The organism is Novosphingobium sp. 11B (genome assembly GCF_054589055.1).
The window spans coordinates 35,859-52,178 of the sequence record NZ_BAAILP010000044.1 but is presented as its reverse complement, the minus strand read 5'-3'; the positions used below and the strand labels follow the sequence as shown (position 1 = coordinate 52,178).

The following is a 16,320-nucleotide window of genomic DNA, read 5'->3' as shown; positions in this document are numbered from 1 at the left end:
ATGCCTGCCAGAAAGCGCTAGACCTTGCTGCCATCTTGCAGCCATGGATAGGCGTGATGTGTTTTTTGCGATACGAAAGCGCCATGACCAAGTCTCAGAGTCCTGAAAATCTGCCGTCTGGATTGCCGATCGCCATTACTCCAGATCTGAGTGCGTTCCAGGCAGTCGCGGAAGCGATTGCAACCTTGCTCCACCCTCATGCCGAGGTAGTAATCCACGATATCGCTAACGACCGCATTGCTGGCATATGGAACGCGTTCTCGAACCGCCGCGTTGGCGATCCTTCAAATCTGCGCAACGATCCCGAACTGCAGTCCAACAATATTATAGTGGGCCCATACGAAAAAGCGGAACGTGACGGCGGTCGCATCAAATCAATCAGCGCGGTACTTCCAGATCGACAGGGAAACCGCGCTGGCTATCTCTGCATAAACCTCGATATGTCTAAATTCGATGCAGCTATCGAGCTCCTAAGCAATTTTGTAAGTAGTCCAGCACCCATCCCTGAATTTTTATTCAAGGGCGACCTTCGAGAGCAGGTCAATATGATCTTGCGACAAGAACTCCTTTCAATGAAAAAGTCGATGGCGGTCCTGACGCGCGAAGACCGCCGCTGCATAGTACGTCGCTTAGACGAAGCCCACATCTTTCAGGCACGTAATTCAGTTCCTCTCGTGGCATCTGCACTCGGTCTTGGCAGGGCGAATCTGTATCATATTCTTCGCTCCGTCCGCGAAAAGCGGGAGTAGGCAAGCCTTCGCATAAACCATCGCGTCGACAAAAAGTTGGCTTTGTTGCGCAAATCGGTCACCGGGTAGCGGTTGGCCTTTGAAAGCGCTCGGTTACGCGACCCGCTGAGTTTGACCCAAGTTGACAGTTTGGACGGACCATGCTTGCGCCTGCACCATTCCCCGTCGCCCACCGCCTTGATGCCCGTGCTGTCGATCAGCAGGTGCAACGGTCTGGAACTGGGCTGACAGGGGATCTCGACAAGCAACGTCTTCTGCCTCCGGCTCAAAGTGCTGAAATCCGGCACCGGCCAATCGAGCCCTGCCATCTCGAGATGGCTGGCGACCATTCCGGTCGTCTGGCGCAAGGGCAGCTTGAACACGCCCTTCAACGTCAGGCAGGCCTAAATCGCGGCATCCGAGAAGACGGACTGACGGCCACGCTTGCCCATCGGCGCGGACAGCCATTGCATCCCGGGATCAAACCAAACGTGAAGCGAACCCCTCTGTGCCAGCGCTGCGTTGTAGGACTTCCAGTTCGTCGTGCGGTAACGTGCGCGGGGCGGTTTGCTCATCGCCGCCCATTAACCCGCTGGATTCACGAACGGAATCCCTTGGGCATTTGCGCAACAAAGCCGCTCGCAATGGTGAATCAGAAAAATCTGCTTTGGGTATCCCAATGAGCCAGCCTCAACGGGATTTGGTATAACACTTTTTCATCTCTTTGCGCGGATCAGGCCATCAATATCTCTGTTGCAGCCCGCTCGGACGATTCCAATGCTCCCTCCACCCCGCGCGCGCCGACCGCTGTATGCTCTCCGCAGAAATGCAGGCGACCGACAGACTTGCCGATATCCTGCGCGAAAGCCGCTATTTGTCCCGGCCCAAAATAGGCGAGATGCCCCCTATTGAAACGTTCAAGGCCCCAACTGTGCAAGGCAGCGCCCCGCAGTTTGCCCTTTGCAGCCGGGCGAATGGCCTCCAGATGCGCCACCACATGGGCAAGCGCCTCGTCACGGCCCATACCATCCCAATACTCGGCGAGGCGTCCGCGCGCTTGCACGACCAGCCCAGTTACTTGTGTGGGATCCGCCCCAAAACGCTGTGGCAGGACAACGCCCAGCGCCCCATCCGTCCACATTGCCGGTGAAAGTCCATCCGCTTCCCAAAAAGGCGCGGCTACGGTCAGGAACGCCAACGTTATCGGTTGATAAGCCAACGTCGCCATCGCTTGAAATTGTGGACCCGTTAGCCGCGGCGTAATGCGAACATGGCGCAATGTAGACAGCGGCAGACTGGATATCACACGGCCAGCGCGAAAGGTCGCTCCATCAGCGCAGCGAACCGTCACACCATCTCGCTCGACATCGATCGCGACTGCCTCGCGGTCAAGCAGCAGATCGCCCTTTATCTGCCGTGCCATCGCCATGGGTAGGCGCATGTTGCCGCCCTTCACCGCCAGTGCGCGCGGACCCGCCGCTAGTTGGCTTTTGATGAAGCCATCGTTAAACTCTAGCATCAATGCCGAGACGTCATGCGCCGTCTGCCCGTAATAGGGCGAAGTGTCGTTCGCTAGCGCGATGGCTGCATCGCTAAGTCCATGAGACTTAAGTAGATCGTAAACTGAGATGTCGAGTATCGCATTGGCCGGATCGGTCCAGAGGGTGAAGTCCGCCAGTCGGTTGTGCGCGCCGACTAGGCGATTGACCACTTCCCACGGCATCGCGGTTTTCAGCTCGGCGGGAAAGGGGTTGAGCGCGGATGCCGCCCATTCTGCTTTCGATATCGCCTTGCCGTCGAGGAATAGTTGTTGCGGTGACCCGCCAAAAAAGCGCTGCGCCACATCGACCAGTTCGACACCCGCGCGCTTTGCCGCGTCTATGCCCCTGCCATAGCCTTCACCCATGGAATTGAATCCCATTTCAGGATAACCTGGCTGGTCAAGAAGGCTCAATATGCGGCCGCCGACGCGCTTTCTGGCCTCAAGAACGATGACCTTCAGCCCCTGCTGCTCCAGCAGCCATGCAGCATTCAACCCCGATATACCCGCGCCTAATATGATCACGTCGGCCTGTTTTGCGGGAGCCGCGACTGCCCGGTCTGTCAATGCCAACGCGCCAAGCATCAGCGCTCCCGCCGTAAATGTGCGACGCGAACATTCCATGTTTGTGACGCCTTCCGGTGGATGTTTCTGTGAAAACGTCTCTTTAACCCCACTCATCGCGCTTGTACCTCGGGCGCATGCTCTCTCGTCTGGCGGATGAGGCCGCGCAAGACGATGTTCGGCAGTTTGCTATTATCCCATTCCGGTTTGGCGGGCGCCGTGTCACCGAGGCGCAGGATGATCGTGCGGGTTGCCCGGGAGATATAGACGACCTGGCTGGAATTGCCGTCAAACAGGAACAGGTTTTTGTCGAGATAAGGTTCGCTGTGCAGAACGCGCGGCCCCGGCTTGCCCACCGCACCAAATCCCCGGCGATTGACATAGGTCCCGGCGACCCAGACCCCCATGCCGTAATACGGATTTTGTGCCGTTCCCTTAGCCATCTCGGCTACATAGTTCTTTGGCAAAAGTCGCCTTCGCCCGACTATACCATCGTCCATCAGCAGGATAGCAAGGCGCAGATAGGTCTCCGCAGGCAGGGTCATGCAGCAGCCCGAATGGGCCAGCCCGCCGGGTCGATTGACCCAAATCTGCCCGCCCATCGCGCCGATGGGTACCAGCACCTCCTGGCTCAGAAATGTGCCATAGCGTAGCCCCGTCGCCCTCTCGATTACAAGGGCCACCAGTTCCGCCGTTGCGTTACTGTAGCCATAATAGCTGCCCGGCTTATGAGTTAAGGGATAATAGTCTATGATGTAGCGACCATGATCCGGGTCGAGGTAGGCCCGATTGAGCGGATGGTTGGGATCTGGACTGTAGTCCTGCTCCATCAGACCCGCCCGCATGTCCAGCAAATGCCTGATAAGAATCGCGGCCTTTGGCGTGCCGCGCCATTCCGCGATGAAATCGGCCACCGGCTGATCGACTGATGCGATCTTACCCATGGCAATGGCTCGGCCGATCGCGATGGCGCCCAGTGGCTTCGATAACGATTTGGATACAATGGGCGTGTTCCGATCGCCGCCCTTGTAATATTCCGCGCGCTCCACCTTGCCATCACGCCAGACCATGAAGGCGCGGGCATTGCTCGCCCTTGCATAGGCTGCAGCCTGATCGAGAGCCGCGGTTTTGATACGGTGCTCTTTGTCCGCTGCCTCCGGCAATGGAATTGGTCGCTTCGCACCCGCTACTGCTTCCATCGGAGCATAGCTGGTCATGATTCCGCCATTGGCCATCATGTCGGCGAAGCGCCGGCGATAGATGCTCTCTGTTTCATTGATCCGGCCCTCAGGCTGAGCTAAAACAGATGCATAGCCGAAAACCGCCCATGAAACAGCGAAGAGTATTTGGCAGCGTCTTTTCATAGTCAGGACCCCGCCGGAGGCAGACTAGTCCACAAAGGATCGATCAAAGATCCGGGATCGTTCAGTATCAAAGGAAATCTCTTGCGGGTTGCGTCGATCCAGCATTGTGGCAAATCCTTGATTTGCACACCGTAACGGCCGCTACCAATTGCCGTGAGGTGACCAGGATGATCAGCCATGTCCATCCACGGCCGCCAATCGACGATATTGGTGAAGCTGGTTTCGCACGGGATACGAGCGATACCGGGTAGCATCAGGTCAGCCGTTTGGGCATGCAGCGTAGTCATTTCATTATAATGGAATGCGGGTTTTCCTGCGGGCGAAGGCATGCCGACGCGCGTCACCTCTGTGATCCAGACGTCGCCGCCGCGCACCTCCGGATGCTTGATGACATGATCGAACCGTGTGCCGGGAATCAGCTTGGGCACCGTCATGTCCAACGTGGGCAGCAATGTGATGCGGTTGGGAGGCAGGTTGATCTGTGGGTCAATCGCCCATTTGCCGGTGTACGGGATCAGGAAGCGACCGGGCGCCTCTCCCGTTTTCGGGTCTAGGAAATAGGCGATCTCTCCCGTCACCCCGTCATAACTGCCATCGCTTCGCTTCCGATAGCGGGCGAATGTCGCGCCGACCACGTCCCAGAGCGGCGTCACCTCCGCACCGACGACACCGAAATAGCTGCCACTGACATAGCCGATGACCAGTTGCTCATCGAGGGCAGCTCGCATCATCATATAGGCGCGAAAGCGCCCCTCACTCGTTGCGAGTGAAGGCGGAGGTACGCGGGACGCGGCGACCTTAGTCACTGCGCCCATGGCGAGGCCTGCGCCCATCAACCCCAAAGCGCTACGTCTGCCTAGCATCATTTCTTCTTCGCCCTTTGTCATTTGCCGGCAGCCGGCAAGGGGCCGACCGCAAGTGGCGGCTGCGGCGCGGTCCAACCCGCTGGGACTGGCGCCGGCTTCTGCTCGCGTGCAAAATTCTCGAGGCTCGAAAGCGAAGGCCCATAATCCTGGGTCGGGGCATGGAGCCATTTCTCCCCCATGGCCCGGGCTGCCGCCACCAGATCGGCGGGCAGGTCTTGCGCACCGCGTTCCACCGATCCATAGCTCGTGACATAGCTGATATGACCCGGCGCATCGCTCATGAGCATCCATGGCAACCATGGCGTGATGCGCGTCCATGAACCGACATGAGGAATATGGGTCAGGCGCGGGTTCACGACATCCTTCCGCTTCATAAAATAGGTGAAATATTCCGACACGCGGTTCATCCAACCAGAAGACTCACGCACCCAGTGGTCCGGACGCAGCGCATTGGGGTAATAAAGATCGATGCGGGTGTTGAGCAGGATCGTGCCATCGGGCACCTCCTGCCAGTCCAACAGCAGCGGCCGGGGTGCGGGTTTCTCCGTGTTCAACCCGCCGTAGGTGGGCGGCTCGGGCTGAAACTCGCTGATCGTGAAATTGAACGGATCGTTTGCGATGGGGACTACCCGCACATCCTCATTGGTATAGGGATTGTGCCAGCGCTCTAGAATCCTTCCAGTCTCGATATCGCGGTAGAAGACGATTTCCCTAAGCAATTTGCGCCAGCTGCCATCTTCCAGCTTCTTCAGGCGAACAAAACTAAAGCCATCCACATCGAAGAGGGGCCGTACCTTCTCGTTTTCGCGCACGCCCATTGCGCGCCCCCTAATCCAGCCGCATTTTTCCTTCGTCGTATCCAAGTTTCCCTCTAATCGCGCGAAAGTATCGCGGTTCCACTTCGGGTCCTTGAAATCGATCCGGTAATTCCAATCAGGCAATGGCGCGCCGAACGATGGCACCGCCGCGAGCCCGGCCGTAAGAGCTGCCATACCTAGGCCCTCACGACGCGTAAGTTTCAGTTCAGTCACAAACACATTCCTTCACTTCAACTCGACGAGGTAATGGGTTCGGATTAGTCCGGACAACGCGCTTTGCGACTTTCATGGAGATAGTCCGCAATCGCGATCAGTCCTAAACCTCAATACTCGTCATGGAAGGCCGCCTGCTAGGAGCCTGCGACCATACAATAAAAAAGGACCGGCGCGAGAGGGACGATTCCGCGCCGGCCAGTGTCAAAACTTGTAACCTGCAGTGATCCCCATTCGGCGCGATTCACCGAGATAGACCTCATACGGGAAGAAAGCGAAGGGGATGCCAGCGCGAGGCTGGCTAATGGTGTTGGCGGTGTAATGGACATCGAACAGGTTGTTTGCCCAGAAGGCGATGCTGTAGTTCGCGCTCTCCGCCCCGATACGCACGTTGGTGAGCGTACGCCCGCCAAACGAGGCCATGTTAGTAGCATCGGCATAAGTTTGCCCTGAGCGGGAGACGTCGATACGACCAGTCAAGCGCCAGTCGAGACCGATGGGGAGGTCAGCAACCGCGTGCATGTTCCATTGCAGCTTGACGGAGCGCGCCGGACGCCGACCTTTCAGCGAAGTCGCCGCGCGTTGACCGCTGGGAGTGTCAACGATAATCACGTCCGGACAGCCAGGTGCTGCAGTAGCAGCCAGCCCGCTACCAATCAGGCAGGTTGTAGAGGAATCGTAAGCTCCCGCTTGAAACTTCGGATCAGAATAGACGATACTCCCTCCAACGCTGAAAGCATCAGACAGACGAAATTCACTCTGGAACTCGAAACCATTGGTTTTTAGGTCACCTGCATTGCGCACGATGGCATTCGCGCCTTGCGAAGTCGGGTTATTGGTAAAGGCGGTAATCTGCGCGTTCGTCCAGTCGATGTGGAAATAGCTAGCGTTAACGAGAAGGCGGCGATTGAAGAATTCAGATTTGAAACCGGCTTCGTACGTCCAATTGCTCTCCTCGTCGTAAGCTACTTCTTCAGCAAGGATACCCGTCGTGCTAACTGCATTGGACGTGTTGAAGCCCCCCGAACGAACTCCTTTCGCAGCAGAAGCGTAGAAGAAGATGTCCGGCGTCGCTTGATAATCCATTGTGAAGCGCGGAGTGAAGCTGTCAAAGGTGCGAGCGAACTTCGGACCGGCCACCGGGAAGGCGCTGGCGGCAGGCGTGTTTACGCCATTGATAGGTTGATTGTAGCCGGGCTGCGCAAGGAAGCTTGCCGCCGAGAAAACCTGAGCCTTCTTGCGATCCACATTGAAGCGGCCTTCAGCATTTAGCCGCAGGTTTCCAAACCGATATCCAAGCGATCCGAATGCGGACATCGTCTCAGTACTAGCGCGGCTATAACTGGCGAAGACCTGATTGTTTATCCAATCGTCGACCAAAAAAGGATTCGTGCTGAAATCATAGGAGCCCGTTCCGAATGCAGCGGGATTAAGTGGCGGAGAAGGCTGCAATAATCGCTCGTTGGGTGCCAGTCGCGAGCCGTCTGCGCCGAGCCCCAGCGCCGCTAGCGGGATCCGCGAATTGAAATAGCTCGATCCAACCAGCCATTCCAGCGACCCCTGACTATCCGACTGTATCCGAATTTCCTGGCTGAAGGTGCGGACACGTTCTCGGCTCGAGGTGGCAAGATTGACACGAACGAGGCGATTATAGGCACCGAACGGCAAGCAGGCTGCTCCACTCGAACATACGCCCAACACCGCTCCCTGCGATGTACCGTCGTAGTCATTATAGGTGATGTTCTCAGCGGCGGTAAGCGCGGTGATGCTTGTCACCGAAACGCCATCACTGCGCCAGTTGAGATCGAACGCGATCTGACGCGTTTTACCCTCAGTCTCCGGGATTTCGGGCGACAGATCACTCGCTTTGGGCGAGGCGATCGCACCACAATAGCGCTGGAATAGGCCTGTTGCTGCATTGGTCGCACCGCAATTGAAGATAGCAATCGACGCAACGCTCGCTGGCGTCAATTCCGACTTCGAATGCGTAACGAAACCTGTTAGAGTGGCTTTTAGTTCAGGTGTTGGCAAAAATTCCAAAGACGCGTTGACAGCGTACTTTTCGGTTCCACCTAAGTTATTCTTACGATCAGCCAAGTTCTTGCCGAAGCCATCGTAGGTCAGGTATCCGCCCCCGACGCGAACGGAAAGGTTGTCGGTGACTGGACTGGAGATTGTGCCGCGCACGCGGAAGTCCTCATTAGTGCCTACTGTCATCTGAACGCCGCCTTCCAAATGGTCTGAAGGAAGGCGATTGACGATAGACAGGGCGCCAGCGAACGTCGATCGGCCAAAGAGTGCGCTCTGAGGGCCTCGGGCGACCTCGATACGGCCGACATCCAGCACCGATATGATGTCGATGGTGTTGCGGCTCGTCTGATACACGCCGTCGATGAACACGCCAACATTAGCTTCCACGTTCAAATCGTTCGTTGTATTCGCGGGCGCCTGACCACGTATGTACACCATCTGCATAGTACCACCGGCGATTGACGTAATGGACACGCCAGGCGTCGAATTGGTCAAATCATTCAGGTTGCTGATATTGCGCTTCTCAAGATCCTCGGCCGAAAGGGAGGTGATTGCTATAGGGACGGACTGGACGCTCTCTTGCCGCAGCCTGGCGCCGGTCACGACGATATCGCCAATATTCGCTTCAGGAGATATTTGAGCCTCTTGAGCGTGCGCAATGATCGGAAGCGTCATTGTTGAGGCAATGATCGCGATCGACGAGGCCCTTCTCGATTTCAGCGCTTGCGATATGTTCATCGTATATTTCCCCTGAATTTGTCGGCGCTTTTTAGCTGGAGTGAGCGCGTTCACATCGTCACCCGACTAGGGAAAACTGGATAGTGTGCACAAAATACGGAAGTCATTTGCTAACTTTATCCGACTGGCGATTACCTTAGGCCATTCGTATTCTCGAGCCGCAGACGCGTATCAAACATATTCTTTATAATCAATTGCTTGATATAGATCGGGCACCTTTGCCGACTGACATGCCCGAAATTGCCAAACTTCTCTAGCGCCATGGATGTGCACAGTGATCGCTTAACCTTCGAACAAAATATGATCACATTGCCGGTAGATCGCCTTGACGAAACAAGAAGCTCAGCGGCTTTTTCGCCGACAGGCGGCCCAGTCCGGAGACGTGCTGTTGCTATTCCTAGCCACCGCTCATTTCGGCATCGAGATAAGCCAATCATGCGCCCGGTACAGCCGAGAGCATGACGATCGGATTGGAGCAGCCTAGGCGGCGTGCTAGCATGAGCAGGGTTACAACTTGCCGCTCCTTGGGGATGCGGCCCGACTAAATCGCCGCCATTTCCGCCGCGGCCGTGCGCTGCTTGGGGGCCGCCACCACGTTCGCGTCGATAATCTGGCATCCATTGCAAGATAGCCCCGGTCGGTGAGCGGGGCATCAAAACGGCCGAATTGCCTGTCGATTGCCTGTGCCTTCACCACGCGCGCCTCGAACAGCCACACTGTCGCCGCATCGGGCATCGTCCTATCAAGCCCGAGCCCCAGAAAGCTCTGGAAGGAGAGGCAGTCCTTGATCTCGAACTGGTTCGCCTCGTCCGACAGCGAGTAGGCGCCTGCAGCGCCAAGACCTTGAACATGAGCAGCGGTTCGAAGGGCGGGCGACCACCTTTTCGCGGGGATTACGGCGCAGCGCGGCAACCAACGAACCGCGGCCAAACGCTCCAGCGGATCGCCCGCCGCGCTCAACGCTTCATATGGGTTCAAAAGCTCGAACAAATCCGGCTGCCCTGCCATCAACGCCTTCGCTGCAACGCAAACGCGTGGATCAACTCAAGCCGCTATCCGCCGGAGGTTTCCCGAGGTGTCCAGTTGGGGCATTATAAACACCAGGCAAACAATGGCCGAAATGAGCAACATCGTCACCGCGGCTTTATCACTGAAACCACATCGCCAAACCCGCCACTGCCGCTCCACCGCCACGTGGGGGCAATCTTCATCGCTTACCTCTCGCCGAAATGGGCGAGCGCATCACTGCTCCAAATGCCAACGTGAGGAACATTTTCATTGAGGTAATGCGATAGTCGGCGGTATGAACGAGGATGAAGATGAGGAAGCCGCAGGTGTCCGTCAGGGATAGACACTTGCGGTCTTGGATCTTCTTGCCCGCATCATAGCCACAAGGATCGCCACTTTCGGTAGTTTTTTACTGACTAGCTGTCGATTGCACCGGCGCCCGGCGAGGCTTCGCGCCCTTCTATCTCGCGCAGGTTCATCACCAGCACCGTGTTCATGGCTTCGAGCAGGCCAGCGTTGCGTCAGGCGAGAGATAGCGCTGGACTGTGGAGACCAGGCGGAAAGCATTGGGGAGAAGCCGCCAAGCAGCCACTTGCCGCGATATAGAGCAAAGCGGTGACAACCTTGCGCATGTCCGTCGTCCGACAACGGCCTCCACGCTTGGCCAGCGCGATAAACCGCGCCGCCAATGATTATTCACGGTACGTCATTATCACCGGAATAGCGCAATCCTCTCCGACGTCGCTCCTGCCGGGCAAAACCAACCCATGCCATTGGCCACTCCCTCTCTCGCAGGACAGTATAGAGAACAACATGCTGATATGCGCAAAAACTTTCAATTCGGGCTGTTAACATGCTAAGATATCGGTTTTTTACTTAATAATAACACACTTTTTGCCCTTAGAACGTGGGCTTGCGCGATAGCTTTCGCTCTTTCAGGGTCTTTTAATTCAATAGCCTCAATCAAGGCGGCATGGTCAAAGACGCTCTCCCTGAGTCGCTGCCGGTCATATTTGTCCAAGGTATTGTGAACTATAGGGACGTTTGTGGTAATTTCCACGATGGTTTCAAGCATTTCGAAATCGGCCGCATCTAAAAGCGTCTTGTGAAAACGTGTATTAATTCGCACAAATTCACGAACATCTGGACGTGGTTTTTCAGTTTCATATTGAAGAATTTTATGAAAATACTTCAACTTGTTAATCTGGTCTTTTGTCGAGCGAAGCGCAGCCCTTTCGGCTACATGCCCTTCCAATAACGATCTCAGAGAAAAAATTTCGAGCATTTTTTCATCAGACCATTCTTTAACGAAGGTGCGCCCCCGCTCTCGGCCGATGATCTTTTCGCCTTCTAGCCGGCGAATGGCTTCCCGAACGGGGGTGCGTGACATACTGCAGTGCGCGGCTACCTCCTCTTCGGTTAGCTGCGCACCGGGTGCCAGAATTCCATCGAGAATAAGCTTTCGTATAGCATGATAGGCGCGTTCACTGGCGTTTGTCATTCTGATCATGCAATGACAGCTTAAGCCCTCAGGTCAAGCAGCTTATACGCGCATTTTGGCATTGTCCGCACAATGAATAATGAAACGTAAGTTTATTGTTACGATATTGAGTATTAATTATTATTTTTAAGTAGGCAATTTACAGTTTATAAACGATGCGCCAGCATAACGTTAGTATTCTGAAATTAACGCAATTACCTTATAGATTCAATCGAAAAACTATCATAGAATTAGCGGATTTTAAATTTCATAGACTAAATATAATTTTTCTTATACGTAGATTTCTGAGAATTTTATTGGTAGAAAATTGCATGCCGATAATTCCTCGGTATGGGCAGTTTGTTGATTGCCACTGAGAAGTGACCTGGGGTTTCCACCGAGAATTGGCTCTGAATTACTGTTGCTGCTGATAATGCTGCCGCACCCTATGTTGGATCAGATACAGACGGTGGGGCTCACCGGGATCGCGAGCGCTTACCGGGAACTTGCCGAACAGGCGGGAAGCGATGGGCTTGCCCACGATGAATGGCTCGGCCTGATGCTCGACCGGGAGATCGCGATGCGCAGCGAAAAGCGGCTTGCCAACTGGCTTGCGGTCGCGCGGCCATGATTCAGCGACGCCTGTATCGAGAACATCGACTTTGCCGGGCACCGCAAGCTGCATCGCCGCAGCGTCATGGCGCTCGCACAGGGCGACTGGTGTGAGTGCTGGTCGTAATCTCCCCAAATGTGCACTTCTGAGGAATATTCGATCAGCATTTACAACTGGCCCAAGACGCATGAACATCTGATCGTTACAGGGCCAATCGGTACGGGGAAAACCTGGCTGGGGCGTGCGTTCGCCAGTCAGGCAGCCCGGCCCGACTACTCGGTCCTCTACATTCGCATGCCCCGACTATTCGAAGATCTGGCAATAGCCCGGCTCGACGGTCGCTTCTCGTGCCTGATCGACAAGCTCACCCGCATCCAACTGTTCGTGCTCGACGACTGGGGCAGCCAAGGCTCACCGAGCGCAGCAGCGCAGCAGCGCAGCAGCGCAGCGTTCTGCTAGAGATCTCGAGGAGCACTACAAGCGCGAATCCATCTTGATTACGGATCAGTTACCCTTACTTTAGTGGCACGAAATGACTGGCAGCCCTACGATCGCTGACCCCATCCTCGACCGCCTCGTACACAATGCCAACCGCATAACGCTCGAAGGCGACAGCTGCAAACCCGACCCACGCCTTTCTTGACCGACATTGAGAAAGCCGAAATCACAACCGCCTGAACCACATCAAGGCACCCGTGACCAAACTACGCCAGCTGTCCGGGACATAGCGAAACGCCTGTCCGCGTTTTTGTTAAACGGCTGTCCAGAAACTCTGAAGTACGCATCTAAGCAAAGCAGGAAAGTTTTGTCCGCGTATCGGATATATCTAAATATCAGATTTACCTGACAGTATACAATAGAAGAATATTGCCCAGCGGCTTCTTCGTTCGCGCGCGGCATGCGACGTCCGAGGGGCCGCTGATCGAACAAGACAGGGAGTGCAAAGGTGAATCGGGAAGGTTTTTCACGTCGGGCAGCATGGCGTCCTCCTTGTCCGCGAGCGCTGTTGGCTTGCCGCGACTCAACTTGGAAGACCCGAAGGTGAGGACCCGAACACGTGAAGATCATCGGTGCAGCAGGCGAACAGACTGTCTTCTCATTGCATCGCCTTCACATCTACGGCTACATGAACGACGGAAATCTGATCCCCTTTTTACCATGAACAATATAGCGATCGGCCAATGGCGACCGCTACCCGACGGTAATTTTCTCGCGCGTACGGCAGAAAGTGGCGTCTACTGTAAATTCGATACAGATGAGCCGCTCGACAGCTGGGTCAATCCTATTACGGGCGAGACCCGCGAAATCTGGCCTTTCCTCGGCGGTCCATTCGAGATCGAGCTGGGCCCTGACGGCGTCATTATACGAGGTGCAGAACTCGACACGAAAGTGTTGCGCATGGAAGTAATGAACGACATGGTCTTTCTGCCCACCGCAGCCAGCATGGCACGTCCCAACCCTCTGACCCCCGAGAGATGGCCGACCCAAGGAGCGGGTAAGACAATCTATTGGGAGTCCCTAGCAACATATAGTGCGCGAGTGGCAGATATTTTGAATCCGGATGTGGTCAGTGCACCGGCATTTTGCCAGTACCAGAATCTGACGAGCTGGCACCCGCGGCTCGGGATGGGCAACCGACCCGGTCGTACCTATGGTAAGGCGCACGGCACCAAATTTGCCTCGCTTGAGGCAATGCCCGTCCAGGTACTCAGAGGCGTTGAAAAGCAGACGCCGGAAATCCTTGATTATAAGAACTGGCCGAAGCCTCACTTGGACCTGCCGGAATATATGGCAAAGCATAAGCCGGGTTGATCACAGCTTAACTTACACTCCCGCCATGTCGCGGGGCGCATCGCTGACCGCGCAAAGCTAGGGTGACCAGTTTTCCACGCGCCGAGCAACGCATCCGGAATTTGTCCCCTCGCCTTTTTCAACCGACTTTTGTGACTACGGCCAATCTGTAGTAAATTAAGATATTTTTTAATCGACTTTTCGAAATTATAAACGTCAAATTATTAGGAAAAGACATGCGCTGCCGATCGATATTTGCCGGATTGATAGCTTTTATCTTGGCCCAGACACCACTTCAGGCACAAACGGAACAGAAATCGGGATATCTCATTGTCAGTGGCTGGTATAAGGATGCAGCCGTCCAGAGAGCCTATCAGCCAGAAATGCTGAAAGTCATTCGCCAATATGATTATGAAAAGGCGATTGTAGGCCTGCCAGGCGTGAACTTGCGGGTGCTGGAAGGTGGCTGGACGCCCCGCTTCATGCTACTCGCACGATTTCCCAATCAAATGAGGGTCAAGCAGTTCTGGTGGAGCGATGCCTATCAGGAGGCGCGGGAAATCCGTTTGGACGGCGCGTATCTTGATGTCGTTACGGTACAGGGCCTAACCGGTGCCTCGCCAACAATGTCAACCGGCAACGCCTATCTCGTCTTCCTCATGCACCTCAAGGACCGTGAGAAATTCATTAAGGAATACGCACCTTTTGCGCCTGCTGTAGTCGACAAATATTCCGGAAAATTTATCGTTCGGAGCGGGCGGGAGAATATAGAACTTCTTGAAGGCAATTGGCCAAACCAAGGAATAGTAGTCGTGCAATTTCCCAATACCGACGCTCTCCGGAATTTCTGGTCAAGTGAAGAATATCGGAAACTTTCAGAGGTTCGCAAGTTAACTGGAGATTGGTCCGTAATCGAGATCAATGACCTCTCGAATTGATCGATCACCGGGCTGTCTAGCTATATCCAGTGCTATTGACGTGCGCGCCAGTTCCCACCAGCGCGGACTAAAGCCAGGCAACCCTCATACCCCCCCCCCGGCAGACCAAGATCTCGCATCAACCGCTGGACAGTGCAGCGCGCGACACCTAAGCCCTCGCACTTGATCTGCCGCCAGACCTTGCGCACACCGTAAACACCGAAGTCCTCGACAAAGGCACGCAGAACGTCAGGCTTCAGCTCCTCCTCCCGCCGGAAACGAGCGGATTGCTAAGCAGGCTCTCACCGCTTGGCAATTCGCTCGTGAAAGGTGGATTAAGTGCTTGCATCGTCCAAGGCTTGCGAGAGATCTGCTATGATATCCTCAATGTGTTCGAGGCCTATAGATAGGCGCACGTAGCCTTCCGACACTCCAGCAGCGTCTCGCTCTTCCACCGATAATTGTGAATGAGTTGTAGATGCAGGATGAATAGCGAGGCTACGAGCATCACCGATGTTAGCAACGTGGTAAAAAAGCTTAAGTCGATCAATGAAGCGTTGCCCTCCTTCCCGCCCCGACGTGAGCTCGAATCCCACCAAGCCTCCAAAACCACCCTTCAGGTATTTGGAGGCTCGGTCCAACGAACTGCCTGCCTGCACCGAAGGATAGATGACTTTCTCGACCATCTCGTGCCGCTCAAGAAACGACACAACCTCTTGAGCGTTAGCGCAGTGTTTGGGCATCCGTAGCGGCAATGTTTCCAGGCCCTGCAAGATCTGGAAGGCGTTAAAGGGCGATAAGGCTGCGCCAAGATCTCGTAGCAACACTGTCCGGGCACGCAGAGAGAATGCGATCGGCCCGATAGATTCGGCGACTTCACTCCAAACCGACCCATGATAACTTGGATCTGGACTATTGAGCATAGGCTGCCGGACACCAGCGGCTTTCCAATCGAAATTCCCCCCGTCGACAAGCATTCCGCCGATCGAGGTACCATGCCCGCCCAAGTATTTAGTAGTCGAATAAACGACGATGGCAGCTCCGTGATCGAGCGGACGTGCAATGAGCGGGGCTGCGGTATTGTCCACGATTAGCGGTATTCCTGAAGCCCGACCCGCCGCAGCAATTTCTGCAATTGGGCAAACAACAAGTTTTGGGTTCGGTAAAGTCTCCACATACCATGCCCGGGTGCGTTCGTCGCTTGCAGCCGAAAAATTTTCAGGATCGGACGGATCAACAAAGCGGACCTCGATACCTTGATTCTTTAATGTGTTTGCAAATAGATTCCACGTTCCGCCATACAGATCCGTCCCACTTACAATGTTATCGGCTGCGCACGCGAGGTTTTGGATTGCCATTGCTGATGCAGCTTGACCGGATGCGACGGCGACGGCTGCAACGCCCCCTTCGAGAGCTGCCACCCGCTGCTCGAGCACATCCGTGGTGGGGTTCCCGATCCGGGTATAGATCGGGCCAAGCTCTTCCAGGGCAAAGCGGCGCGCAGCCTGAGCCGTGCTGGCGAACTGATACGACGTCGTCTGAAAGATGGGAGGCACTACCGCACCTGTCGCCGGATCGGCGCGCCATCCGGCGTGCAATGCCAAAGTCTCGGGATGTCGGGATTTGAATTCCATCGTCGGCTCCTAAAT

General features: G+C 55.4%; 13 protein-coding genes and 4 pseudogenes. 6 read left to right on the top strand and 11 right to left on the bottom strand.

Going from position 1 to position 16,320, the window contains the following annotated elements:
- Positions 1-83: 83 nt before the first annotated feature.
- Entirely contained in the window at positions 84-749 is a 666-nt protein-coding gene (locus tag ACYPYD_RS03795) for a helix-turn-helix transcriptional regulator (protein WP_459662124.1), read from the top strand.
- A gap of 107 nt (positions 750-856) precedes the next feature.
- Here the strand turns inward: ACYPYD_RS03795 and ACYPYD_RS03790 are convergent.
- The 9 genes and pseudogenes from ACYPYD_RS03790 to ACYPYD_RS03750 all read right to left on the bottom strand — a co-directional run.
- Positions 857-1,303, bottom strand: a pseudogene (locus ACYPYD_RS03790) (IS5 family transposase); the annotation flags it as partial.
- Between the two features lie 158 nt (positions 1,304-1,461).
- A complete protein-coding gene (locus ACYPYD_RS03785) occupies positions 1,462-2,949 on the bottom strand; it encodes a flavin monoamine oxidase family protein (RefSeq protein ID WP_459662123.1) in 1,488 nt (495 codons plus the stop codon).
- Positions 2,946-4,196 (bottom strand): serine hydrolase domain-containing protein, encoded by a 1,251-nt coding sequence (locus tag ACYPYD_RS03780; RefSeq protein WP_459662122.1) that lies wholly within the window; start codon positions 4,194-4,196, stop codon positions 2,946-2,948. The genes ACYPYD_RS03785 and ACYPYD_RS03780 overlap by 4 nt, the downstream gene beginning before the upstream one ends.
- Positions 4,197-4,198: 2 nt before the next feature.
- The gene (locus ACYPYD_RS03775; RefSeq protein WP_459662121.1) at positions 4,199-5,083 is read right to left on the bottom strand and encodes a DUF1838 family protein; all 885 of its coding nucleotides are present in this window, start codon (positions 5,081-5,083) and stop codon (positions 4,199-4,201) included.
- A complete protein-coding gene (locus ACYPYD_RS03770) occupies positions 5,080-6,093 on the bottom strand; it encodes a DUF1838 family protein (protein ID WP_459662120.1) in 1,014 nt (337 codons plus the stop codon). The genes ACYPYD_RS03775 and ACYPYD_RS03770 overlap by 4 nt, the downstream gene beginning before the upstream one ends.
- Before the next feature lie 204 nt (positions 6,094-6,297).
- A complete protein-coding gene (locus tag ACYPYD_RS03765; RefSeq protein ID WP_459662119.1) occupies positions 6,298-8,916 on the bottom strand; it encodes a TonB-dependent receptor in 2,619 nt (872 codons plus the stop codon).
- 490 nt (positions 8,917-9,406) lie between these two features.
- A pseudogene (locus tag ACYPYD_RS03760) lies at positions 9,407-9,870 on the bottom strand (transposase); the annotation flags it as partial.
- A 286-nt stretch (positions 9,871-10,156) separates the two neighbouring features.
- Positions 10,157-10,644, bottom strand: a pseudogene (locus tag ACYPYD_RS03755) (transposase); the annotation flags it as partial.
- Between the two features lie 82 nt (positions 10,645-10,726).
- Positions 10,727-11,371, bottom strand: coding sequence for a GntR family transcriptional regulator (locus ACYPYD_RS03750; RefSeq protein ID WP_459662118.1), 645 nt, complete (start codon positions 11,369-11,371; stop codon positions 10,727-10,729).
- A gap of 400 nt (positions 11,372-11,771) precedes the next feature.
- Here ACYPYD_RS03750 and ACYPYD_RS03745 point away from each other — a divergent pair, with 400 nt between their 5' ends.
- The 5 genes from ACYPYD_RS03745 to ACYPYD_RS03725 all read left to right on the top strand — a co-directional run bounded on the left by ACYPYD_RS03745 (position 11,772) and on the right by ACYPYD_RS03725 (position 14,692).
- Positions 11,772-11,981, top strand: a complete 210-nt coding sequence (locus ACYPYD_RS03745) for an ATP-binding protein (RefSeq protein WP_459662117.1) — start codon at positions 11,772-11,774, stop codon at positions 11,979-11,981.
- 117 nt (positions 11,982-12,098) lie between these two features.
- Positions 12,099-12,422: an ATP-binding protein gene (locus ACYPYD_RS03740; protein WP_459662116.1), complete on the top strand. Its 324-nt coding sequence runs from the start codon at positions 12,099-12,101 to the stop codon at positions 12,420-12,422.
- Positions 12,423-12,495: 73 nt separating this feature from the next.
- On the top strand, positions 12,496-12,606 hold the full coding sequence (locus tag ACYPYD_RS03735; protein ID WP_459662115.1) for a hypothetical protein: 111 nt from the start codon (positions 12,496-12,498) through the stop codon (positions 12,604-12,606).
- A gap of 515 nt (positions 12,607-13,121) precedes the next feature.
- A complete protein-coding gene (locus ACYPYD_RS03730) occupies positions 13,122-13,775 on the top strand; it encodes a DUF1838 family protein (protein ID WP_459662114.1) in 654 nt (217 codons plus the stop codon).
- A 215-nt stretch (positions 13,776-13,990) separates the two neighbouring features.
- Complete coding sequence (locus tag ACYPYD_RS03725) at positions 13,991-14,692, top strand: DUF1330 domain-containing protein (protein ID WP_459662113.1); 702 nt, start codon at positions 13,991-13,993, stop codon at positions 14,690-14,692.
- A gap of 101 nt (positions 14,693-14,793) precedes the next feature.
- Here ACYPYD_RS03725 and ACYPYD_RS03720 read toward each other — a convergent pair.
- Both ACYPYD_RS03720 and ACYPYD_RS03715 read right to left on the bottom strand, forming a co-directional pair.
- A pseudogene (locus ACYPYD_RS03720) lies at positions 14,794-14,961 on the bottom strand (IS3 family transposase); the annotation flags it as partial.
- A gap of 45 nt (positions 14,962-15,006) precedes the next feature.
- Positions 15,007-16,305, bottom strand: coding sequence for an O-acetylhomoserine aminocarboxypropyltransferase/cysteine synthase family protein (locus ACYPYD_RS03715; RefSeq protein WP_459662112.1), 1,299 nt, complete (start codon positions 16,303-16,305; stop codon positions 15,007-15,009).
- Between the last annotated feature and the right edge of the window lie 15 nt (positions 16,306-16,320).

Bases quoted from the DNA above. Each gene is read 5' to 3' on its own strand.
- ACYPYD_RS03795 (WP_459662124.1), top strand. From the start codon at position 84: ATGACCAAGTCTCAGAGTCCTGAAAATCTGCCGTCTGGATTGCCGATC.
- ACYPYD_RS03785 (WP_459662123.1), bottom strand. From the start codon at position 2,949: ATGAGTGGGGTTAAAGAGACGTTTTCACAGAAACATCCACCGGAAGGC.
- ACYPYD_RS03780 (WP_459662122.1), bottom strand. From the start codon at position 4,196: ATGAAAAGACGCTGCCAAATACTCTTCGCTGTTTCATGGGCGGTTTTC.
- ACYPYD_RS03775 (WP_459662121.1), bottom strand. From the start codon at position 5,083: ATGACAAAGGGCGAAGAAGAAATGATGCTAGGCAGACGTAGCGCTTTG.
- ACYPYD_RS03750 (WP_459662118.1), bottom strand. From the start codon at position 11,371: ATGACAAACGCCAGTGAACGCGCCTATCATGCTATACGAAAGCTTATT.
- ACYPYD_RS03740 (WP_459662116.1), top strand. From the start codon at position 12,099: ATGTGCACTTCTGAGGAATATTCGATCAGCATTTACAACTGGCCCAAG.
- ACYPYD_RS03735 (WP_459662115.1), top strand. From the start codon at position 12,496: ATGACTGGCAGCCCTACGATCGCTGACCCCATCCTCGACCGCCTCGTA.
- ACYPYD_RS03730 (WP_459662114.1), top strand. From the start codon at position 13,122: ATGAACAATATAGCGATCGGCCAATGGCGACCGCTACCCGACGGTAAT.
- ACYPYD_RS03725 (WP_459662113.1), top strand. From the start codon at position 13,991: ATGCGCTGCCGATCGATATTTGCCGGATTGATAGCTTTTATCTTGGCC.
- ACYPYD_RS03715 (WP_459662112.1), bottom strand. From the start codon at position 16,305: ATGGAATTCAAATCCCGACATCCCGAGACTTTGGCATTGCACGCCGGA.